Origin of the sequence: Sphingobium sp. EM0848, assembly GCF_013375555.1 — a bacterium.
Lineage (GTDB): Bacteria > Pseudomonadota > Alphaproteobacteria > Sphingomonadales > Sphingomonadaceae > Sphingobium.
Window position 1 is genome coordinate 1,518,842 of sequence record NZ_JABXWB010000005.1, and the last position, 20,922, is coordinate 1,539,763.

The 20,922-nt window shown below is 59.1% G+C and carries 27 protein-coding genes, 2 pseudogenes and 1 other annotated feature; of the genes and pseudogenes, 12 read left to right on the forward strand and 17 right to left on the reverse strand.

The window, feature by feature from the left end; all coding sequences use genetic code 11:
• Positions 1-889: 889 nt before the first annotated feature.
• From HUK73_RS24985 to HUK73_RS25015, 7 genes and pseudogenes are all read right to left on the reverse strand, one after another.
• Positions 890-1,345 (reverse strand): annotated as a pseudogene (locus HUK73_RS24985) (transposase); the annotation flags it as partial.
• Between the two features lie 381 nt (positions 1,346-1,726).
• Positions 1,727-2,794, reverse strand: coding sequence for a tyrosine-protein phosphatase (locus HUK73_RS24990; RefSeq protein WP_176594436.1), 1,068 nt, complete (start codon positions 2,792-2,794; stop codon positions 1,727-1,729).
• 8 nt (positions 2,795-2,802) lie between these two features.
• Positions 2,803-4,953 (reverse strand): TonB-dependent receptor, encoded by a 2,151-nt coding sequence (locus HUK73_RS24995; RefSeq protein ID WP_176594437.1) that lies wholly within the window; start codon positions 4,951-4,953, stop codon positions 2,803-2,805.
• Positions 4,954-5,256: 303 nt separating this feature from the next.
• Entirely contained in the window at positions 5,257-6,471 is a 1,215-nt protein-coding gene (locus tag HUK73_RS25000) for a TetR/AcrR family transcriptional regulator (protein WP_176594438.1), read from the reverse strand.
• 267 nt (positions 6,472-6,738) lie between these two features.
• Positions 6,739-7,283 (reverse strand): annotated as a pseudogene (locus HUK73_RS25005) (hypothetical protein).
• Between the two features lie 11 nt (positions 7,284-7,294).
• Complete coding sequence (locus tag HUK73_RS25010; protein ID WP_176594439.1) at positions 7,295-7,714, reverse strand: type II toxin-antitoxin system VapC family toxin; 420 nt, start codon at positions 7,712-7,714, stop codon at positions 7,295-7,297.
• Positions 7,714-8,049 carry an Arc family DNA-binding protein gene (locus tag HUK73_RS25015; protein WP_218036720.1) on the reverse strand — a complete coding sequence of 112 codons (336 nt, stop codon included), beginning with the start codon at positions 8,047-8,049 and terminating at the stop codon, positions 7,714-7,716. Before HUK73_RS25015 ends, HUK73_RS25010 begins: the two co-directional genes overlap by 1 nt.
• A gap of 54 nt (positions 8,050-8,103) precedes the next feature.
• Between HUK73_RS25015 and HUK73_RS25020 the strand changes: the two genes are divergently transcribed.
• Entirely contained in the window at positions 8,104-8,526 is a 423-nt protein-coding gene (locus HUK73_RS25020) for a hypothetical protein (RefSeq protein WP_176594440.1), read from the forward strand.
• On the opposite strand, the gene HUK73_RS25025 is transcribed toward HUK73_RS25020, so the two are convergent.
• Positions 8,513-9,547, reverse strand: coding sequence for a hypothetical protein (locus HUK73_RS25025; RefSeq protein WP_218036721.1), 1,035 nt, complete (start codon positions 9,545-9,547; stop codon positions 8,513-8,515). The two genes, HUK73_RS25020 and HUK73_RS25025, sit on opposite strands and share 14 nt — an antisense overlap.
• Positions 9,548-9,752: 205 nt before the next feature.
• Between HUK73_RS25025 and HUK73_RS25030 the strand changes: the two genes are divergently transcribed.
• Together HUK73_RS25030 and HUK73_RS25035 are read left to right on the forward strand one after the other, a co-directional pair.
• A complete protein-coding gene (locus HUK73_RS25030) occupies positions 9,753-10,151 on the forward strand; it encodes a type II toxin-antitoxin system VapC family toxin (RefSeq protein WP_176594442.1) in 399 nt (132 codons plus the stop codon).
• A 184-nt stretch (positions 10,152-10,335) separates the two neighbouring features.
• Positions 10,336-10,914, forward strand: a complete 579-nt coding sequence (locus tag HUK73_RS25035) for a recombinase family protein (protein WP_218036723.1) — start codon at positions 10,336-10,338, stop codon at positions 10,912-10,914.
• Positions 10,915-10,944: 30 nt separating this feature from the next.
• Here the strand turns inward: HUK73_RS25035 and HUK73_RS25040 are convergent, their stop codons facing one another.
• The gene (locus tag HUK73_RS25040) at positions 10,945-12,144 is read right to left on the reverse strand and encodes an IS256 family transposase (RefSeq protein ID WP_176592148.1); all 1,200 of its coding nucleotides are present in this window, start codon (positions 12,142-12,144) and stop codon (positions 10,945-10,947) included.
• Positions 12,145-12,239: 95 nt separating this feature from the next.
• On the opposite strand from HUK73_RS25040, the gene HUK73_RS25045 reads away from it, so the two are divergent.
• Positions 12,240-13,088, forward strand: a complete 849-nt coding sequence (locus HUK73_RS25045) for a recombinase family protein (RefSeq protein WP_176594443.1) — start codon at positions 12,240-12,242, stop codon at positions 13,086-13,088.
• Between the two features lies 1 nt (position 13,089).
• Here the strand turns inward: HUK73_RS25045 and HUK73_RS25050 are convergent.
• From HUK73_RS25050 to HUK73_RS25065, 4 genes are all read right to left on the reverse strand, one after another.
• Positions 13,090-14,318 (reverse strand): IS3 family transposase gene (locus HUK73_RS25050; protein WP_176594444.1). Its coding sequence is split into 2 segments (ribosomal slippage): positions 13,090-14,030 and positions 14,030-14,318, totalling 1,230 coding nucleotides; the frame shifts between segments, so codons are not numbered across the junction.
• Positions 13,921-14,037, reverse strand: a sequence feature (AL1L pseudoknot). Its footprint overlaps the gene before it by 117 nt.
• Positions 14,319-14,554: 236 nt before the next feature.
• Positions 14,555-14,911, reverse strand: coding sequence for a hypothetical protein (locus HUK73_RS25055; RefSeq protein ID WP_176594445.1), 357 nt, complete (start codon positions 14,909-14,911; stop codon positions 14,555-14,557).
• Positions 14,904-15,158 (reverse strand): hypothetical protein, encoded by a 255-nt coding sequence (locus HUK73_RS25060; protein ID WP_176594446.1) that lies wholly within the window; start codon positions 15,156-15,158, stop codon positions 14,904-14,906. The genes HUK73_RS25055 and HUK73_RS25060 overlap by 8 nt, the downstream gene beginning before the upstream one ends.
• Positions 15,159-15,331: 173 nt before the next feature.
• Positions 15,332-15,562, reverse strand: coding sequence for a hypothetical protein (locus HUK73_RS25065; protein ID WP_176594447.1), 231 nt, complete (start codon positions 15,560-15,562; stop codon positions 15,332-15,334).
• A gap of 253 nt (positions 15,563-15,815) precedes the next feature.
• Between HUK73_RS25065 and HUK73_RS25070 the strand changes: the two genes are divergently transcribed.
• The 5 genes from HUK73_RS25070 to HUK73_RS25090 all read left to right on the forward strand — a co-directional run bounded on the left by HUK73_RS25070 (position 15,816) and on the right by HUK73_RS25090 (position 17,960).
• Positions 15,816-16,214 carry a YegP family protein gene (locus tag HUK73_RS25070; RefSeq protein ID WP_176594448.1) on the forward strand — a complete coding sequence of 133 codons (399 nt, stop codon included), beginning with the start codon at positions 15,816-15,818 and terminating at the stop codon, positions 16,212-16,214.
• 81 nt (positions 16,215-16,295) lie between these two features.
• Positions 16,296-16,535 carry a hypothetical protein gene (locus HUK73_RS25075; protein ID WP_176594449.1) on the forward strand — a complete coding sequence of 80 codons (240 nt, stop codon included), beginning with the start codon at positions 16,296-16,298 and terminating at the stop codon, positions 16,533-16,535.
• A 294-nt stretch (positions 16,536-16,829) separates the two neighbouring features.
• Positions 16,830-17,036, forward strand: coding sequence for a cold-shock protein (locus HUK73_RS25080; RefSeq protein WP_176594450.1), 207 nt, complete (start codon positions 16,830-16,832; stop codon positions 17,034-17,036).
• A gap of 491 nt (positions 17,037-17,527) precedes the next feature.
• Positions 17,528-17,734 carry a hypothetical protein gene (locus tag HUK73_RS25085; protein ID WP_176594451.1) on the forward strand — a complete coding sequence of 69 codons (207 nt, stop codon included), beginning with the start codon at positions 17,528-17,530 and terminating at the stop codon, positions 17,732-17,734.
• On the forward strand, positions 17,727-17,960 hold the full coding sequence (locus HUK73_RS25090; RefSeq protein ID WP_218036724.1) for a hypothetical protein: 234 nt from the start codon (positions 17,727-17,729) through the stop codon (positions 17,958-17,960). Before HUK73_RS25085 ends, HUK73_RS25090 begins: the two co-directional genes overlap by 8 nt.
• 112 nt (positions 17,961-18,072) lie before the next feature.
• Here the strand turns inward: HUK73_RS25090 and HUK73_RS25095 are convergent, their stop codons facing one another.
• From HUK73_RS25095 to HUK73_RS25105, 3 genes are all read right to left on the reverse strand, one after another.
• Positions 18,073-18,255 carry a hypothetical protein gene (locus HUK73_RS25095; protein ID WP_176594452.1) on the reverse strand — a complete coding sequence of 61 codons (183 nt, stop codon included), beginning with the start codon at positions 18,253-18,255 and terminating at the stop codon, positions 18,073-18,075.
• Positions 18,256-18,320: 65 nt separating this feature from the next.
• Positions 18,321-19,007, reverse strand: a complete 687-nt coding sequence (locus tag HUK73_RS25100; RefSeq protein ID WP_176594453.1) for a CDP-alcohol phosphatidyltransferase family protein — start codon at positions 19,005-19,007, stop codon at positions 18,321-18,323.
• Positions 19,008-19,066: 59 nt separating this feature from the next.
• A complete protein-coding gene (locus HUK73_RS25105) occupies positions 19,067-19,315 on the reverse strand; it encodes a hypothetical protein (protein WP_176594454.1) in 249 nt (82 codons plus the stop codon).
• A gap of 93 nt (positions 19,316-19,408) precedes the next feature.
• On the opposite strand from HUK73_RS25105, the gene HUK73_RS25110 reads away from it, so the two are divergent.
• The 3 genes from HUK73_RS25110 to HUK73_RS25120 are packed head-to-tail and all read left to right on the forward strand — an operon-like array spanning position 19,409 to position 20,033.
• On the forward strand, positions 19,409-19,624 hold the full coding sequence (locus HUK73_RS25110; RefSeq protein WP_176594455.1) for a hypothetical protein: 216 nt from the start codon (positions 19,409-19,411) through the stop codon (positions 19,622-19,624).
• Positions 19,621-19,863 carry a hypothetical protein gene (locus HUK73_RS25115; RefSeq protein WP_176594456.1) on the forward strand — a complete coding sequence of 81 codons (243 nt, stop codon included), beginning with the start codon at positions 19,621-19,623 and terminating at the stop codon, positions 19,861-19,863. Before HUK73_RS25110 ends, HUK73_RS25115 begins: the two co-directional genes overlap by 4 nt.
• A 2-nt stretch (positions 19,864-19,865) precedes the next feature.
• Complete coding sequence (locus HUK73_RS25120) at positions 19,866-20,033, forward strand: hypothetical protein (RefSeq protein ID WP_176594457.1); 168 nt, start codon at positions 19,866-19,868, stop codon at positions 20,031-20,033.
• Here the strand turns inward: HUK73_RS25120 and HUK73_RS25125 are convergent.
• On the reverse strand, positions 20,016-20,663 hold the full coding sequence (locus tag HUK73_RS25125) for a spermidine synthase (protein ID WP_255326543.1): 648 nt from the start codon (positions 20,661-20,663) through the stop codon (positions 20,016-20,018). The genes HUK73_RS25120 and HUK73_RS25125 overlap by 18 nt on opposite strands.
• Positions 20,664-20,922: the final 259 nt, after the last annotated feature.

Below are 20,922 nucleotides of genomic sequence, written 5' to 3' on the forward strand. Positions count from 1 at the left end.
CTTGTGCGGGAGCGCGATTGTCTCTCGCTCCCGGCGAGCAGTGAGATCGAAGCCGCGACGGCAGCGTGTACACGCATGGACTCGGTTGCCTAACGGTCACATCGATCCTTCTCGGCATATGAACGATGGACGCTGAGCGGCGTTATAGCCTTTATGGCTCCTCCTCCGATTGAACAAGCCGCCAATGCCCTCGTCGCAGAGGTTCAAAGGCAATCAGCAACCCGTCTGGCGTTCTATGACCCTGAAGGTGACTTTCATTTGAGCGCTACAGAGTTGGTCCGATCCGTCGTCACCTCCTTGCGAGAACCCTCCCAACAGATGATAGACGCGGCCATCTACGAGGAGAGTGCCGACCCCCGTGCGACGGCAAAACATGTTTGGCAGGCCATGATCGACGTCATGCTGGCGGAAGACTGAAAGTCTATTCCAAAATGGTCGAACAGGGCGTGGTAGGTTCCTCGCGATGGATTGGCAGGTTTGCCGAGTCACCCGTTGCCGACCCGCCATTCTGGAATCGGCCATTTGGGTGCGAAGTTCGAATAGCTGCCCTTCCGGACCTAGGTATCGAAAATTGGCCCCGGAACGGCAAAGAAGGTTTAGGGTTTCGGGCGCTTGCGTACGAAAGCCTCCCATGCAGGAACCCGCGATTCCAGCAGGTTGCCCTATGGGGATTTATGCTTTCGGCTGGTTCGGCTGGACCAGAGATGCACGCTGATGGACGCGCGAGGGCGGCGGAACGGCAGGTTCTGGGATGTGCCAGAGGCGTGTTCATCGCTCTGACCGTGATGATGCCAGGAGCTGACACCGGCCCTTTTGGAGACGGACGCAGGCCTTGCCTTTGGCCACCGCAGCAGATGTGGGGTCATGGTGGCTGTTCGATCATGCCGGGTCATGACGCAAGTTCCCGGATCGGCAGGGTCGGCTGGGGTGGCGCCCGTGGCTGACCCCAGCGCGCAAAGGTCTCAATGACGATCATGCGCCCGCCACAGCACGGGCATGGTGGGCAGGTGTCGAGCGGAGTTTCGGGCATTGGCACCTTTGGTTCCGACGGGACAGCCAGCAGCCTCCGGGCGAGCGCGAGATTGTCCCTACGCGCTGCGCTGGCGAGCAGGCCGTAATGGCGGATGCGGTGGAAGCCGCGCGGCAGGACGTGGAGCAGGAAGCGACAGATAAACTCGTCAGCGGTAAGGGTCATGAGACGGTGGCGTTCAGCGCCGTCGCGGCGATAGTCCTTGTAGCGGAAGGTGACGCCGTTTTCGTCGAACGCGACCAGGCGCCGGTTCGAGATGGCGACGCGGTGGGTGTAGCGCGAGAGATAGGCGAGCACCGCCTCGGGTCCAGTAAAAGTTGGCATCATCACGGTCAGAGCGCCGAACATGCCTCTGGCGCATCCCAATGCCCGCCGTTCCGCCGCTGTCGCGCGTCGACCATCGCGACTCTCTTATCCAGCCGAACCAACCGAAAGCATAAATCCCCATAGGGCAACCTGCTGGAATCGCGGGTTCCTGCATGGGAGGCTTTCGTACGCAAGCGCCCGAAACCCTTCACCTTGCCGGCCGTTCAACGCCGAATTTTGGGCACCCAGAACCTGACCGGCGGCTATTCCGTTCTGGATACCCCAATCCCGGCTAGAAGCTTTATACCCGGCCAGCCGGATCGGACGGAGTTGAGTCCCCGAGCTATCCGACATGGCGTCCGCCTCTCAGGTCGTGACGCAACTTTACGGTCACTCGAGCAGCAGCTTTTTCAACTGCGCCTGATCCGCCGTGCTCAGACCGACCACATCGCGCAGATAGCCTTCTGGCGAGCCGTTGCGTTTTGCCATTTCATCGAACGCTGCAGCGATATAAGCTTGGTCGGCGGCAAGCAGCACGTCGGTCACCGACTTGGACAGGGTCGTCAGTATCGGATCGGACGCGTTGTCGCGTGCCAGCGCCGCAGGTAGGTAACGATTGGTGAGTGCATAATCCGCAAACACCGTCTCTCGTGGTACGCCAACGGCCGTCAGCACCAGCGCCGCAGCGAGGCCTGCCCGGTCTTTGCCCGCACTGCAGTTGAAGGCGAGCGGCAAGCGGCCGGCGATAAGCTGCCGGAACATCTTGCGATAGGCTGGTGCTTGCTCATAGGGAAGTGTGCGGTAGGCTGCGACCATTAGACCGCGCGCTTCGGCCTCGGTCACCTTGCGATTGAACAGGCGGGCAAGATCGCCACCGCTCATCGCATAATTCCGCGTCCAATAGCCGATATGCGCGACCGCGACCCATTGATTCGGTTCGTCCCGGCGCTCGCGCCCCGTGCGGAAATCATAGACCGAACGAATGCCGAGCCGACCGAGATAATCGAAGTCATGCGCCGTCAGTCGCGCCATCGATCCCGATCGATAGACCCTGCCCCAGCGGACAGTTCTGCCATCGGCGGTGCGATAGCCCCCGATATCGCGAAAATTGCGTCCGCCCTCGAGCGGCAGCACACGCTCGGCAACCCAACGGCCCTCGCCTTTGGCGGGTTGGACGTAAAAATAGGGCCGACCGGCGTCGTTCAGCGTCACCTCGGCCATGCCGTCGCGGTCGTCATCGACAAGCTTGCGCCGCGCTGCGGCGGGCGCATCAGGACGATCAGCGACGAAGAGGTTAACGGACTCATCCGCCCATTCAGGCCAACTCACCCGATAGCCGCCGTCAGCGATGCGCTCAACCTTGCTGTCTGCCGCCGGAGGCACGGTCAGGCGGGCGTTGGCCGGAATGCCGGTGCTGGCGACAATCGTCGCCAGCACCATCTTCAGGATATTTCTCATGTCGACTCTCAGAACCGGAACCGGACGTCCACGCCATAGGTGCGCGGTTCGCTGAAATAGGTCTGGTTGGCATTGATCAGGCCAGGCGATGCCAGCTCGAAATCGAACAGCTGATATTCCTGGTCGGTCAGGTTCTTGCCCCAGATCGAAACATCGACCTTCCCCGACCCCACCTTCAGGTCGCCCAGCGTCAGCCGTGCGTTGAGGAGCAGCACCTTGTTGGAGAGCATTGGGTCGGTAGCGGACGAATAATATCCGCTCGACCAATTGCCATCGACATGCGCCGAAAGCGTGCCATCCGGCAGCGCAGGGAAGCGGTAGTCGAGTGCCATCGTCGCAGCATGACGCGGCGTCTGCGCAACCTTGATCCGTTCCGACCGGTTGGTGAACGGGTTGATCTGCGGTGGCACATCGGCGTCGGTGAAGACATAATTGCCGGTGAGCGTGAAGCCGCCACCCGGAGCGATCGTCAGATCAGCCTCTACCCCCTTGATCTTGGCGTCGCGATCGCCATTGATCGTCTCGGTCGCCGAGGGATTGGCAGGCGATGTGAAGTCGAGCTGCATGTCCTTCAGTCGGCTGGCATAAGCCGCCAGGTTGAGTCGGACGTGCCGGTCGAACAGGTCTGATTTCAGGCCCAATTCCCACGATTCCACCGTCTCCTCGGCAAAGGGCCGGAAGATCGTCGAGCGTGAATTGGCGCCGCCCGCACGATAGGCATTGCCCCAGCGCAGATAGCTGTTCACATTGTCGCTGATGTCGAAGGCGATCGTGGCGGCGGGGTCGACGCGTTTCGATCTGAACTCGAATCGCAGCGCCGGCGGCGCATCGGCTCCGCGCAGCTTGGTCATGCGCCCATGCTTGCTGTCGCCGGTGTAGCGAAGACCACCGGTCAGGTGCAGCCGATCATCCAGGACGGGTGGCGTCCATGTCGCCTGGCCGTAAAGGGCCTTGGATTTGGCATGCGCTTCACTCGCGCGATCGGGATAGGGCGTCGCGGAAACCGGAACGGGCAGCGTGTTGATCGCGGTTCCGTTGGCGTTGAACTGAGAGGTGAATGGCGCGAAGGCGACATCGGTCGCATTCTCGTCGAAATAGAAGGCCCCGAGCACATAGTTCAGTCGGTCGGTAGTGCCAACGAGTTGCAGTTCCTCACTGAACTGATCCTGGTCAACGCCCGCGAAGCTGGCCCGTCCCTCAAAACCGTTGGGCCGGAAGGCCAGGAAGGCACCGGATGAATTGTCATGCTGGGTCTGGTCGAGTTCGCGATAGGCGGTGATCGAGCGCAATGTCAGTGCGTCGCCAATGTCCCATTCGGCATGCAGCACATGGCCTTTGACCTTGCCGACGCTGGGCTCCAGCGCAAAGCCGCCGCGGGCATGGCGCGTGCGTCTGCCGTCGACCGAGAAGATCGGCGCGAGCGGGGGAGCGCCCGGCAGCATATATTCGATATGGGGATAACCTCCCGTGCTCTTGTCAGTCGATGTGTCGAAGGCATATTCGATGCTCAGATTGGCGGCCGGCTTCCACAGCGCCGCGGCACGGAAACCGTAGCGTTTTATCGCGTTCCAGTCTGATGCGCCGGCCAGCGGGTTTTCCACCCAACCGTCGCGCTTATTGTACACCCCGTCCAACTTGACGCTTATCCCCGCCACTTCGGGCAGGTTGACATGCGCTGCAATGCTGCGGCCATCCCAATTGCGAAGACCGCCTGTCATATCGACCCCGAATTTGCCGGTCGGCTTCTTGGTGATGATGCTGAGCGCACCGCCCACCGCATTTCGGCCGAACAGCGTGCCCTGCGGCCCGCGAAGCACCTCGATCCGCTCGACATCGACCAGTTCGGTGCCAAGCCCCTGGACACGGCCGAGATAGACGCCGTCAATATAGATGCCGACGGTGGGATCACGGCTGATCTGGGTAGCATCGGTCGGCACGAGGCCGCGCATGCCGATCGTCACCGCCGAGGCGCGACCGGCAAAGGGCGCGATACGCAACGACGGGGCTGCGCCACTGATGAAATCGGTGATGGTGGCGATGCCGCGCTGCTCGAGCGCGCGATCACTCAGCACATCGATAGAAATCGGCGTGCTCTGAAGTGACTCTTCGCGCTTCTGTGCGGTAACGACGATGTCCGCCAAACCATCCGAAGATAACATTTGTACTGTATCATTTGACGCAATCTCAGCGTGAGCGATGGAGGCGTCATCGACGATTATGCCGACAAATAGCGCTGATCCTGCCAGCAAAATGGTCCGCATATTTTGATTGGATTTCGGCATAATGGCTGAAATTCGTTCATTAATTGGCTTTGACATGAAATCCCCTCTCCCAAGTTTCATCGCGACTCTGTCGGCCTTAAACGATGAACATGACATATGTACTGTTCAGGACCGGGAGGTGTAAATAGCCTTTCCGTAGCGACACGGGTGAGGTCGGCAAAGCTGGTCGGGAAGGGAGCTTTAGTTGGCGAGCGCCAGGAGGTCGCCGAGCGTGGCGGAACTGTGGCCGGTATAGTCTATCCCGCGGGCGAGATTGATGAACAACTCGCCCCCCAGCACCATGGATGTGATTTGCGCTGCACAGCGATCGTACCGTTCTGGCGCAGCGAACAGTTGGTCGATCCACAGACCGGAAGATCGCCCGCGATCCTTGCGGCGCTGCGCGACCAATGGCGCGAAGGCCGGGTCGCGTGCGCCGGCGAGTGCGATCATGTGCGTCGCTCGCGACAGCCCCTTGGCGGCTCTCTGCGGATCAATCAACCCGCCACGGGCGGCGGGATCAGAGACCAGCCGGCTGCGGATGAGGTCGACGTCGAGAGTCGCACGAAACCCTTCGTAAAGCGCCTCATTGCCGGCCCGGACGAGGTCCATATGCGTGCGGAAATGATGGGCGACCGCCGAAGGCGATATGCCAAGCGCGGCGGCGACCGAGCGGTGTGTAACTGCCGAAGGTCCTCGGTCGCGCATCAGCGAAGCAGTCGCTTCCGCGACTGGCCAGGCGCTCGATTTAATCGGGGTTGCGATCGGCTCGGACGGAGCAAGACCGGCGATGAAATTTTCGAACAGATCGCTGTCCGCCGTTCCGACGTCCGCCAATACGCCATTGCAAAGTCGCCGGATGCCCATATCGCGCATCAACCGATAGGTGGGCTCATGACCGAGCACCACGCTGTAGAGCTGTTCGGCGACAACATATTTCACGATCAGGCGGGCGAGCGCGTTGGACTTCGGATGGCGACCGGACAGCAACTGCTGCCAGAAGCACTCGCGCTCGTCGAGCCATGGCGCTACGAACGCTCTCAGGCCGCCATCGATTCCCGCTTCGAGCAGCATTTCCTCCCAAAAGATCGCCGCCTCGCGCCGGTTGGTGGCATAATCATCGAGATATCCGGTCACCACCGCGGCCAATGTCGCAACATCGAAATGCCGTAGGGCCGCAAGCCGGTCGAGCCATTGCCGATCGAGAGCAAGGCTGGAAGCTCGCTCAGCCTCGACCAGGATGGCGATCAATTGCTCCTTATTGCCGACGCGATAGCCGATTTCGCCCATCGTCCAGCCACTGGCTCCAGCCACGGAGCGCAGACTGAGGCCACGAAGACCCCGCCCGGCCACTAGCGAACGAGCAGCCGAGACAAGCGCCGACCAATCCCCCAAGCCCACACCTTCGTTCACCATTACACCTAACGCATCATCCATAGCGGTCTTTGCCAGCTGTAGCGCCTCGGTTGCTGGTGAGCGAGTCTCCCGACACCATGACACGGCCCTCTACACATCATCGGCAAAATTCTACAAATGTGTGATGGGCGGCATTGCCGCAAAGCAGAAGATGGGAGCCACCGCGCCAACGGCAGCTTTGGCCATAGGCGCGCTCCGAAGCCGACTGGCGCGAAAGTCCCATGGTCAGCCGAAAACCTGCCAGACCACTTTCTCTCGCAGGTGCGATCAGGCAGTGACAGTCGCCTCCAACTCCCCGATCTTCTCACTGCAAAGGATATGCACGACGCGGCCCAACTCCTCCACCTGGGTGCCGAGCCAGGTCAGCTCTTCCTCGCTGATGGTATAATGTTTCGAGTAGCGCGCCTTCACATATCCATGAAGAAATAGCGCCCATGGGCAAGACCGTCATTCACTTCTTGCAAGGTGTGCATGATGAAATTCACTGGGGTCTTGAGGGTCTGGGTGATCGCCAGTTCGCGCGTCAGCCGCTCATCGGTCTTCTCCCAATATTGGACCCGGTCGGTGAGTTCCTTCTGATTGACGATGATGAGCAGATCATAGTCGGATTTGTAGCCTTTGGCGGTGTGCGGCTCGTCCACCCATCCGCCCCGCGCGTAGCTGCCGTAGAGGATTATCTTGTGGATCCGGCCCGTTTTGCGCTTGCCGGTCGCGAGATTGTTGGCATCCCCGAATTCCTCGAAGATGATCTGCACCACGCGCTCTAGTTCGCGCTGCTTCGAAGGTGGGAGGTGATCAAGGCTTGTTCGCATAATCGGTGCCGTCAACGCGAAATCCAGGGGTTGATTACGGCAACGCCAACCGCGTCGAAGGGAGCGGTATCGCGGGTCGCCACGGAGAAGCCGGTCGCCTTTGCAATCGCGGCAATGTAGCCGTCTGGAGTAGGAAAGCCTTTGCCGACCGTCCGGGCATGGGAGGCGAGGGCGGCGTAGGTTTGCGCGGCCTTGGTTTCGAACGGCAGGATTCGTTCGCCGAACAGTTCCAGGAGACCGTCCAATGTCGAGGCGAGAGCATGCTTGCGTTTGCCTTCCGGCAACGCTGAGATGCCGAACAACAGTTCAGCGAGGGTCACGCTGGTCAGAAAGAGCGTCTCGGCAGGCTGGCGATTGAGCCAGTCGATTACCGCAGGGTCCGCCGATGGCTTCATCGCCTCCGAAACGACGTTAGTGTCCAGCAGGACCATCAATCAAAGCTCATTGGGGCGGCCGGTTCACGCTTCTGGGTGAGCCAATCTTCGTCGGCGTCGGTCAAACCTGCGTCGCGGCCGATCTGGGCAAGGGCATCCCCCATGCGAAGGCGGTGGGACGGCTTTACGGCTTGCTCCAAGATGTCGCGGATTTCCGCTTCGGTGCTTCTCCCATGGGACGCCGCACGCGCCCGAATTGCCCGATGAACCTCATCTGGCAGATTCCTCACAGTCACCGATGGCACTTCGGCCTCCTCATCGCACAAACAGATTGATATCACTTTACCGATTATGCTATCACTTGCAAGGAAGATGCGCCATATCGGCGACATCTCATTGCGCGGAACAGGCGGAAATCTGTCAATGTTTGCGTGAGGCAGCGAAGCATGGATGAAACAGACAAAGCCCTGAATCTTGAGCCGATAGAACGGCCGAGAATTCGCGATTGGTTCTGGCGGCCTTGGTATGCTAAACTGTGGATCGCGCTCATTCTTCTGGTTCTGCTGCTCGGTTATCTTACTCCGCACGACCTTTTTCGCTCTCACGAGGGCGCCGCCACGCTAACGATGGTGCTTGTCCTGAACCCCTATCTCTTCATCGGCGGCCTCGGCTTTGGCTATTTCCGCGCCGCATGGAAGCACAGCTTTGGTCCAATGAGGCCTCTGACCAAGGATGAATGGGAGTGGCATCACCTGCAGGGAGGCAATGATCCAACCGATCCTTCCGACCCCGACTGGTTTTGGCATCCGTCGAACCCAATGAGTGATGCTTTCCGGCGTCGACTGTATGATGAACCTAGCGCTTTTTGAAGGTCGGGTCGCCATCTCCAGGTCCGATGCTTAGGTCGCCTGAGAAGCGGCCATTGTCCAACACCTTCGATTGCTCGAAACTTGTCACGGGCGCAGTAGGGTCAAACGTACTCCGACCGGCATCAGCCTGCCCGAGATATCGATTACGCATGCCGTTCGTCCCCAAGATTTGTTCGCTCAGTTCGTGTGTAAACGCTTGATGGGGATCATTTGATCGAGCTGCCCTCTGCTCTGCCTTGGCAATTGCTGCTCGCACATCATAATTCACAATGTCGATAGTCGCGGAAGCTCGTGTCGAACCAGTTCCTGTGTCCGAACTCCTCCCAGACAGCTGAAAGCCGCTTTGGCCGCTTGCTTGCGCACCGGATTTTGCGCCTTTTGGACTGTCCGATCGTCCAAATTCGACGCTGCGGCCTGAGATATTTGCCCCGAAAGTGATCGAGTCCGAAATTTGGTGGTCGGCGGATCGAGCAAGGGAGCGGGTCCATCCTGTTTGGGACATAACTGCCTGTACGTCGCGCTGAAGTGTGTCCGCCACCTGTGGCTTCAAACGCCATTGGCCATGGCGGTCCATCTCGAACCCGCCTTTCAGCCATCTCGCCATCATATCGTGGCCTTCCTGGCCGCCGCCCAGGAAATGCTCGATCGTGTCCGGCCCAGCCTGCTTGCCGGCCTCGAACCGGGTGCTGGTGTCGCTGCGTGCGCTCTGCTGAAATCCCGCGCTCGACGAGACCAACAGGTCGTTCCCTGCAAAGCTGAAGCGGGCATGGCCGCCATTGGCGACCGCGCCAAGCTGGCTCTCATTGATGAGGCCGGCCCGCCACATCTGGGCGGCGGTCTGTGGCGTCAGGTTGAGGCTGAGGTCGCCATTCTGATCCATTGCGAGCTGCCGTTTGGACATGGCGATGCCGTTCGCGCGGAGCAGACCCTGCATGCGCGTGAGGCGTTCGGCATCCACGATCCGGGTGAGGCGGTCATTCCGCGCCCGGTCGGCAATGCTCTCGGTGCCGCCCTCAGCCATGTCGATCTGATTCCCGGCGGTTTGGCTCAAGGTCTTGATGAAGGCGTCGAGATTAGCAGCTCCCCGGACTGAGGTGCCGGCGGCCTGTGCCCCTTCGGCAAAGCCGAAATTGTCGGACTGACGCCGCTGCTCGCCGATGCGCGCGGCGGCGCGCGTGCCGTCATGGCCGACCTCCCGCTGGGCGTCGAGCTTGGGCTGGAGAGCTGTGAAGGTCACGGCAGACACCAACATTCTGGTTCGCGCGGCCACCCAGGATGATGCGAAACAGGGACCAATTGCTCGTAAGCTCGTGTCGAGCGCGGAACTGATCGCTGTGCCGCTGTCCGCGCTTTGCGAGTTCTGCTGGGTTCTTAAGGTCGGCTACAAATTGACCTCTGCGGAGATCGCGAACTCTGTCCGACTGCTGCTGAACGCCGGCAATGTCGTCATGGATCGCGGAGCGGCAGAAGCTGGCCTGGCCCTGCTCGATGCTGGCGGCGACTTTGCCGATGGCGTCATCGCGCATGATGGCCAGTGGCTGGGCGCCGATGTCTTCATGAGCTTTGACAAAAAGGCCGTGAAGCTTCTGCAGGCCACAGGGCATAACGCCGCCCACCCCGATTGAGAGGGATATGCGCACAGCCCATTGAGTGGAGTTCAAAGGAAAGGGCGCGCTCATCATCGGTCGGCCCGCTGCTGTTTGGTGCCTGACGCATCATCGGTCGAGCTGGCGGAAACCGGACCATTGGCGAGGCCTTCTCTTCCCCAGTGATCCCTGCCAGAAGCCGCGACTTTTGCCATGGAGTCGCATGTCCACCGTTGCCTTCTACGCTCGTTACTCGTCTGACCTGCAAAGCGCCCGTTCCCTGGACGACCAGTTCGTGGTCTGCCATCAGATGGCGCAACGCGAAGGCTGGGATGTTGTGTGCCGCTATCAGGACGAGGCCGTATCAGGGGCAAGTATTCACGGGCGGGCTGGTATGCAAAGTCTTTTGCGTGATGCCAAAAGCGGGCGATTTGACATTATATGCGCCGAAGCCCTGGACCGCATTTCACGCGATCAGGAAGACATGGCGCATATCCACAAGCTATTGCGCTTTCTTGGAATTGCCTTGCACACTGTCGCGGAAGGTCCGATCGATGACCTTCACATAGGTTTTAAAGGGACCATGAATGCCCTATTCCTTCGAGATCTGGCCGCTAAAACACGGCGTGGACAACAGGGCCGTGTCGAGAAAGGGCGATCAGGTGGTGGTCTTGCCTATGGATATGATGTTGCAAGAGATGCAACCGGGGAGGCTGGAAGCACAAGCTACAGTCATTCGGCGGATATTTCGCGCGTTTGCCGCGATCGTGTCCCATTGCGTGGTGTAGGATCGCGGGCGTAGCCACGTCGATCTCCGGCTAGGCCGGGTTGATCACGCTGCCATGTTGGGCAACGTGATGAGGCTATTATCGCTCAATCCCGCGACGCTCTCAAGCGTCATATAGCGGGACCGCTGGACCGACCATTCATCGTTCTGTTCCAGCAAGATAGCGCCGACGAGTCGGGTAATGGCTTCTTCGTTGGGGAAGATCCCGACTACCTCGGTGCGGCGCTTGATCTCGCCATTGAGGCGCTCGATGGGGTTGTTGCTGTGAAGCTTGGTGCGATGCTGAGCCGGGAAGGTCATATACGCCAGGACGTCCTCCTCGGCACTGTCCATCAAGGCGGACAGCTTCGGGACGGAAGAGCGCAACTGGTCTGCGACCGCACGCCACTGGGTTTTTGCCGTTTCGGGTGTGTCCTGGGCGAAGGCGGTTGCGATGAACGCTGAGACGACGCGGCGGCCGCTCTTTCCGGCGTGCGCCAAGGCGTTGCGCATGAAGTGCACACGGCACCGCTGCCAAGTGGCGCTCAACACCTTGGCGACAGAAGCCTTGATACCCTCATGGGCATCGGAGATCACAAGCTTCACGCCCCGCAAGCCGCGGCGCGCCAGGCTGCGCAGGAACTCGGTCCAGAAAACCTCCGCCTCGGAATGACCGATCGTCATGCCGAGCACTTCGCGGCGGCCGTCACTGTTCACGCCGACTGCGATGATCACGGCAACCGATACGATCCGGCCTTCCCGGCGAACCTTGATGTACGTCGCATCGAGCCACACGTACGGCCAGTCGCCCTCGATCGGCCGCTCGAGGAAAGCTTTCACGCGTACGTCGATTTCTTCGCACAGGCGGCTCACCTGGCTTTTTGAGATCCCGCTCATGCCCATCGCTTTGACCAGATCGTCGACTGACCGCGTCGAGACGCCCTGAATGTACGCCTCCTGGATGACAGCGGTCAGTGCCTTCTCCGCCATCCGGCGCGGCTCCAGAAACCCGGGGAAGTAGGTTCCCTTACGCAGCTTGGGAATCCGCAGCTCCACCGTGCCGGCCCGCGTCTCCCAGTCCCGCTCGCGATAGCCGTTGCGCTGGGCGAGACGTTCAGGAGCCTTCTCCCCGTACGCCGCGCCCGTCAGGCCGCCAACCTCCATCTCCATCAGCCGCTGCGCCGCAAAACCAATCATCTCACGCAGGAAATTGCCATCGGCGCTCTTCCCAATCAACGACTGCACGTCCATCATGTCCTTGGTCATCGGTGTCTCCGTAAGTTGAGTTTCGCAACCCAAGCTTATCCGAAGTTCGCCGATGGCCACCCGCAAAACTGACCGGCCGCTACAGCGCTTTATCGATGAGCGCGCGTCCGGTCAGTTTCGCTACCCTCAGAACCTACACCACTCGGCGGGGCACGATCTTTGCCGCAGGGGAAGTTCCCAATATCATCGCCGCAAGCCTGAATGCAGAAGCCATTCCGGGACCGGGTGGACGCCGATGGATCGCGAGTACGATCAGAGGTCATAGAGCCAGGGGAACTGGTATCATTAATAATGAACTCTACCGTGGCAAGCTCCTTTGGAACCGGCAGCGATATGTGAAGGATCCCCACACAGGGAAGCGCCTGGCGCGCCAGAATCCGGAATCTGAATGGATTTGGAAAGACGTTCCAGACCTGATGATTGTGAATGAGGCGCTGTGGTTACAGGTGAAGCAACGCCAGGTTTTGTTGGAACGGCGCCATGCGCCTCTGATTGATGGCGTGCGAACGTCGAGAGAGGCTCGATCTCTTGGTCTTGCGCCGCCTCCGTCCCACCATTTTCGCCTGCTGATCTGCGGGAATTGCGGCAGCGATTTTTGCTACCTCAGCAAGGAGCGCTATGGTTGCGTTGGTCACTATCGTGACAAGAATTGTGAAAATGAAAGATTGGTCTCTCGTCGAATGGTGGAACAGACAATATCCGAAATATTGTCCAGAGCCGTTCGGGTAGCAGAGCATCATGCCACGGGGATTATCTACGAAGATCAGCCTGTCTTGAAGGCCTTATACGGTCAGATGCGACTGGACAGGCTCACACGGTATCGATGCTGCCCCTGGACGACGGAAGGTTGCCAGGGAGAAGGACGGTCGTGCGCAGCAGGTTATGCAATAATTCAAAGTGCCGGTATGAACCGCCCCGGCATTGCCGGAGCCCATTTGATTTGAGTTACGCTGCCAGGGGTGTGTCGTCCAGCATGGCGTAATATTGCGCTTCGGCTTCCGCCGGAGGGATATTGCCGATCGGCTCCAGCAGTCGCCTGTGGTTGAACCAGTCCACCCATTCGAGCGTGGCATATTCCACCGCCTCGAATGAACGCCATGGCCCGCGCCGGTGGATCACCTCGGCCTTGAAAAGGCCATTGATGGTTTCGGCCAAGGCGTTGTCATAACTATCGCCAACGCTGCCGACGGAGGGCTCGATGCCAGCTTCAGCAAGGCGCTCGGTGTATCGAATGGACACATATTGGGATCCGCGGTCGCTGTGATGAATGAGGCCGCCACGATGGACCGGCCTGCGGTCGTGAATGGCCTGTTCCAAGGCATCCAGAACAAAGCCGGCATGCGCTGTCCTGCTGGCGCGCCAGCCCACGATATAGCGGGCGAAAACGTCGATCACGAACGCCACATAGACGAACCCCGCCCAGGTCGCGACGTAGGTAAAGTCCGAGACCCACAGCATGTTGGGCGCCGGGGCGTAGAACTGCCGGTTGACCTGATCGAGCGGGCAAGGAGCCCCCTTGTCACTGATCGTCGTGCGTACCGGCTTGCCTCGGATCACACCTTGCAGACCCAGATCGCGCATCAGCCGTTCCACCGTGCATCGCGCGATGTCGAAGCCTTCGCGGTTCATCTGCCGCCAAACCTTGCGCACGCCGTAGACGCCGAAGTTCTCGGCAAACACGCGCAATAGCTCAGGCTTCAACGCCTGATCGCGCTGGGCACGCGCCGACAATCGCGAAGGATCGCGTCGCTGCGCGACACGCTCATGGTAAGTGGAAGGGGCGATCGGCAGAACCCGGCAGATCGGCTCGACCCCATATTCCGCGCGATGTGCGTCAATAAACGCGGTCATCGCTTGAACGGGCGGTCGAGCTCCGCCTGGGCAAAATACGCCGATGCCTTTCGCAGGATCTCGTTGGCCTGGCGCAACTCGCGGTTCTCGCGCTCCAGCGCCTTCAGGCGATCAGCCATCTCGGTAGGCACGCCAGCGCGCTTGCCGCTGTCCACCTCCGCCTTCTTTACCCACTCGTTCAGCGTGTGCGCCGAGCACCCGATCTTCTCGGCGATAGAAATCATCGCCGCCCAGCGAGACGGATGTTCCTTCTCGTGATCGAAAACCATCCTCACGGCCCGCTCTCGAACCTCGGGCGCAAATTTGTTCGTCGTCTTGCTCATTGACCCTTCCTCTCAGGAGTTGGGGTCTCCGGCAATGCCGGGGCGGTTCAGTACGATGGCATGAATTCCTCGTTATCGGTATCGTTGCCGTCGACTCTTTGCCATTGTTCAGGCGATGAATGCCTGCCCCCAGGCGCGGACAGACTGTTTTTCATCTTGGACACCCAAAGCTGGCGATTTGCGACCTGGCAGGTTCTGGAAGTATCACCAAGTCGAGCTGACATTCTCAACATCGCTCAAGAGATTTTATCATCCCGCCGAGCTTGCGCAACGGCATCATCAAGATTTGAATATCGGAATCGGCCATATTCATACTGATCAACAATAACATGTTTGATTTCATATCTTTTCATTAAATCATTATGCTCAATGTTATCTTTCTTTGGAAAATTATTTCTATGTGTTTCATCGAGATCGATGGGAGATATTTCAGCGGAAGACATTGGATCTGTCTGCAAATCGATTTTCCTATTTTCTAGCGTTAATTGCTGGGCAATATTCTTCCTTCTGTACCTGAATATGAGACCGAGCAGGAGCACAACGCCCACGATGACTGGTGCGAAGTCTCGAAACCAAGACCACAGGTCATTCATGACAGTCACCGACAGGATGCGCGGTCCCCCAATCCCACGCTTGTCCCCACGCCTTCATGGAGCTTTCCAGGATGCGCTTGTCCGCCCTGGTAAGACGACGCCCTTCGACAAGTTTCCTTTGAACGCCTCCCAAGGCAAGGAACACGCGGTCCTGCAATTCAATAAGCGGCAGACTCGTGGGAGAAAATCGACCTTCGGCAACAACCCACGCTTGAATGAGGCTTAACCCGGCACCAGTGATATGCATGACGCTCCTCCTTTCATAGGCGGGAGCGCAATGTCTCTCAGTCACTCTACGCCTTCGGGGATGAAGCAGTGATAGAAGTATCTACCATAACCGAACGTCCCTGTCGCATGTCGATATTTGCCAAATTGGCGATTTGATCGTCGAGGATGGAAGCCGTGGCGCGGCCAGCGTGATCAATAGCGCACCGGAACGATCCGAATGCGGTCGATTGCACTGGGGGTGGCGCGTAACAGTGCAACCGCCGCCGTTCGTACCTCTTCCATCAGGATCGCGTCATAATCCTCAGCTTCCGGTCGCATCTCGACATCGGTTTCAATCACCAGGATGAGACGCCGTTCGCGCCCGTCGATCTCCCACTCGTGCCAACTGCGTACAATGTTTCGATGGGAAAGAGGTTCGGCCATTTTCATTATCCCGTCAGCAAGCGGGAGCACAATCCGGTCTCTCAGCCGGTCGAAGCCTGCGGGAACGCGCTACCGATCCATGGACAGTATAGGAACGGTAGGCATGAAGCCAGCCTTTGATCCGCACGCATCGCGAATCGATGCGCGGTTCATGGCAGGATGTGCTATGGAACGGGATCACGCGATTTTCCGCCGCAAGCTTCCTGTGACAGAGAGACTTATGCGCTCCCGCTTGCATAGCTGGAGGATGACAATGTCCGGTTCTCTGGACCATCCGTTTTTTGAAGCTTTTGGGATTCTCGCCGGGAAGCCTGTCGAACGGGATATGGCCAACCGACAATCGCAGCCGGACTATGCCTCATCGGCCCGGAATGACGCTGGTCTGTTGGGATCGGTTCCCTGGCGTTCCATACCCTTATGGGTTTCCAACGATCGCGCTGAACCCTATTTCGAAATTTATCGGGTCATGCCCGCCCATATGCTGGCCAGCCGTGCCGGGCCTGAGGATTGGCGGTGGCGTTTCTGCACGGCCGATGGCCATGTCCAAGCCGCCAGCGGCAGCTACACCAATGCAAGTGACTGCCGGAATGCCATCGATGCCCTGCGCCGCACTGCCGGGGGTGCACGGGTCAGGCAAATAGGCGAGGGTTGAAACGATAGCCGATATAGAAGTGCCATCGCCGCCATGTTAGGATCAAGGCATCGCTGTATATTGCAAGCGACTGAGAGACATATGCGCTCCCTCATCAAGTGGGAGTGTATGATGGGTCCTACTGGAAAAGGCCTCGACCCCGCCCATATGTTGATCGGGGCGACCCGGCAGTTGGAGTCGGATGATGCTGGCTCCCTCATGAAACTCGAACGCCTTGCCTATCTTTTGCACATGGCAAAGGAAAAACTGGAAAGCGGCTTTGATCTTTCAGCAGAGGAAGTTCTCCAGCTTAACGAAGCGTTGGATGGTCTGACACAATAACTAGGCTGACGATCAATTCACTGAGCCTGTTTCTGTGCCGTCCATTGATCGGGATGGACTTCATTCATATTGTCTCGCGTTAATTTTGTTATGGCTTAGCCCGAGAATTAAAGGCTTTCGAACGCATCAGGTGAGGGCGGATTGACTTTTGCCCTGTCAACTGCCATATGAGGCGCGCTAAACGTCGCCTGCGACGGAATTTGCCCCTTTGGGTGCTCCTTCCCTTCTCGCGCTATCGGCTCCGCTCGTGCTTTTGCGGGCGGGTATCCTGTTTTCGTGAAAGGAAACATCCCCATGCCCATCGGCATCGTAAAATTCTTCAACGCCGACAAAGGCTATGGCTTCATTGCGCCGGAAGACGGCGGCGGCGACAGTTTCGTGCACATTTCCGCCGTCGAACGCGCGGGCATGGCGACGCTGCAGAAGGATCAGCGGCTGAGCTACGAGGTCGAGACCGATCGTCGCGGCAAACAGTCAGCCATCAATCTCGCAAGCGTCTGACAGGACGGCCAGGCGGATCGTCCGCGTGGAACCAGCGTTTCCTGGCATGGTCTATGTCGATGCCGGGGTGGCATTCCCCGCTTTCCTGTCGATACGGCTGGCAAGAGTGCGGGGAATGTTCAAGGGTTTGAGGGGGCTATGCTGTGCCTCCTGCCTTCGAGCCGGATTCTGTCCGGCATTTTCGTGCGCTGGATGAGTGAAGCCGTCCACACACACCAGGCCCGCCCCTGTCGCGGCGGGCATAGGCAGCGCCGAATATGCGCGCCACCTTTAATCATTGTGCGCCCATACGCGCTCATCAGGATCATCATGAATTTCAAATTTCCGAATATCTCCGGCCTTTCCAATGGCCCTTCCGCTTTTCGCAAGATGCGCCGTCCGGAACATCGGCCTGTGCCCGCAGGCGTTCTTTCGGTTCCGGATTTGCGCCGCATCGTGGCCGAAATGGTCGGCTGAAACGCCGCGGTTCGATTACATCCGGGAGACTGCCCATGTCCGTCACCAGCGATTTCTACCTGGCGCGTGTCGCCCAATGCGACCGCGAGGCGGGGGAGACCGATCTGGCCAATGTGCGCGACCGTTGCTTGCGCGCAAAGGCGGCATGGCAGGCTATGGCCGACCGGGTCCTGAAGGGCGAGGCCGACCGAAAACAACAGGCAACCGACAAAATGGCCTATCAGGAGCGGCGCATTGGCTAGACAATCAGGCAGACATTTCAATGGGCCCCGCCTTTCTCCGGAACAGGCGGCGCGGCAAGGCCGTATTTCCCAATTGGCCATCGCCCGGCTAGGTGCACAGGACGCCATCGCGTTTCTCAACGGGAATGACGAGAAATTGGGCGGAAGGCCGCTAGACCTGGCCATAGAGAGCTTCGAAGGCCTGCGCACTGTGGAGCAGCGCCTGGAAGAGCGGACCGACGCCTGACATCTTCCACCGCAGGCCTTTTTAGAGGATGGTGCGGAAAAGTGGGAGCCTAAACGATGCAACAACCAAAACTTAGAGCGCGTAACCCACGTCGGATTTAACGCAGCGCGCTCTAGAGTTCGGGTGGCAGTAAATCCTGATCGGTGTCGAGGCGCCGGTCTATCTCTTCACCCAGTCGATCAAGCTGGTCGAAGGATGCGCCTATGTCGAGGATTGTACTGTCGCCCAGGACCAGTCTCAGGCGATAGTTTTCGTCCTCGGCTTCAATGGAGAAATGGGCAAGGCGGGCGGTCATGGCGGTCTCCCAGCAAATATGCGGTCCCATGGCGATAAGGGCTATGATGCCCCTGTCTTTCACTTTTAGATGCGGCGCTCCGTTTCCGCGAGGGCGAGCCTTCTGCCTGTGACCAGCGTCTGGCCGATGAAGAGGACGATCAGGATCGATCCGACCGTCCCCACGAATATATCGAAGCCCGACCAGTGCCCGAAGAGTCCGGGCGCTGTCCCCAGCGCCATCATCATGATGGTCATTCCGATCAGCATAAACCTGAGTTCGGTCGGTCCGGCAGAAAGATAGGACAGCTTCAATTCGCCCAACACCCGCGCCGACAGAAAGGCATGGATCGACAGCAACAGATAGCCCGCGAGTGCGATCAGGGCGACGTCCATCGTGACGAACGGGCTGAGGCCGATCCCAGCCAGGATGAGCAGCGTCGCCAATCCGTCGCAGCTATGATCGATGAAATAGCCGTAGGACGGGCGCTCGATATGACGGTATCGCGCCAGACTGCCGTCCATGGAGTCACCGAACCATTGCACGGCATAGCCCGCAATGGCGAGCAGCAGCCAGGATGAGGCGATGTTGCTGGCGACATATCCCGCAAAAATCATGATCGCGCCCACCATGCCAGTCGCCGTCAGGCGATCCGGCGTTATCCAGGACGGCATCCGGTGACACAGCCAGTTGAGCAGTCGCCGCTCATTGGCGGCAAGCCAGTTCTGTTGAATCCTGGAGAGCGATTGGGGGGATTGAGGCTGGATCGTCATAGGCCTTCGATCATAGTCTGGAACAACCGACGCACATGCGGCGGCATAATATTCAGGTTTCAGCCGCCGCGTCCGAAGATGCGCCAGCCAAGAAAAATCAACACGACGACCGATGCGATCAGTGCTGCCTGAAAAGAGAGATCTCCTTCCTGCATGCCGTACTCCCTCATGCGCGGGAGCACGATGGTCTCTCTGTCGGATCGCGCGGACGAAAAACCCGATAATCTTTCGTAGCAGCCCTTACCCGACCCGAACAGAAGTTTATAAAATCCATGCGTCTTTACCGCGAGACGGGAAGGATATTCCATGCTATTTAGCCATTATTGCGCGAAATTTGCCGCAAGCATTCGCCGTGACAGAGAGACCGTCGTGCTCCCGCTTGCCAGCCGAGGAGCTTCGTCATGGAAGACCTGAATTATCTGTTGAAATGTGAGCAGGAGGAATTGCTGCGCGCTCGGTTCGCGCACTGCCCCGTCGCACGTCGCGCCCATCAACGGCTTGCGCAGGGCTATGCAGCGCGCATCCGCCGTCATCCCCATCCCTACCGCTCCTCACGGCCCGATGGCTCGATGTCCTTCAACCCTTTCCCATTCAACGTGGAAGGCGGTGCGGCATGAGCAGGGTCGTCAATGTCTGGGCCACCACGGATGTCATCGAGGCGGCCTGCGCGAAGCACGCATTCCGGATATCCGCTGTGGAGGCTCTTGTTTCCGGTGGGGCGAGGGTCGTGATGCTCGATCCCCGGGATGCCGACGCCTTCCGCATATTGATGAAGGACAAGCTGATAGAGGGCGCCGTAACGCGTTCCGCGTCTCACATGGCTCGACAATGGGCTCCCTCGCTCAATCGGAAATAGGCATGGACCGCTTCGATTATCTCGACCGCCGCCGGCAGGCGGAACTGAACCATGCCGATCTCGCCACCTGTCCTGACGAGAAGAGGAAGCATGAAGAGCAGGCAAGGGCCTATGCCAAGATCATTTCCGTTTTGCGCCGGGAGGAGGAGGGGTCACTGCATATTCGATAGATGGGCGGGCTTATCTGGCTTGGCCGCGAACCAGATATTATGCCACCGCTCCGTACTGCCGATATAGGCTGGCAGGATGATTTCATCGACTTTGAAACCTGACGCCTCAAGCCTTCCTGCAAAGCAATCGTCCGTATAGGACGACCAGACGGACAGGAGCCCGCCCGGCCGCAATGCGGCGTAAGCAGCGGCAATACCGGCATGGGAATAGAGCCGGTCGTTCAAGGGCGTGATGAATCCGTCCGGCCCGTTATCGACATCCAGCAGGATAGCGTCGAAGTGCTCCGATGTTTCCGCGATGATATTGTGGACGTCGCGTAAGTGAAGGCTGAGGCGAGGGTCCATGAGGTTTTCCTTGAACAAATGCGCCAACGGCCCCTTGGCCCAGACGATGATCTGGGGGACCAGTTCCGCGACAGTCACGAAGGCATCGGAAGCCCAGGAGGCAAGGACTGCGTCCAGGGTGAAGCCCATGCCAAGCCCACCTGCAAGCACATGGCCGTCTTTCTTGGCCAGACGCTCGCTCGTCAGGGTGGCCAGCGCCATTTCCGAGACATGGTCCTGACTTCCCATCAACTCGTCGTTGCCGAATTGGATGGAAAATTCCTTGCCGCATTTAAGCAGGTACAACTGGCCACTACCCGGAATATCCGCGACATCTACCGTTTCAATCGGCGGGTGGCTTGCTTGGGGGGGGGCTGCTTTGCCGTTTATCGGCGATGTCGGCCTGCATGTCAGAGGACCGCTCCGATGAAGCGTGGTTGCGATTCATGCTGTTCCTGTCGCATTTTCAGATCAATCGCGACGTAAACCAGCGTGGCGTCCATTGCGCGGTGACGCCACCCAATGCCCGGCCTTTATCCTCTTTGCAAGGCTAGGTGCCGTTGAC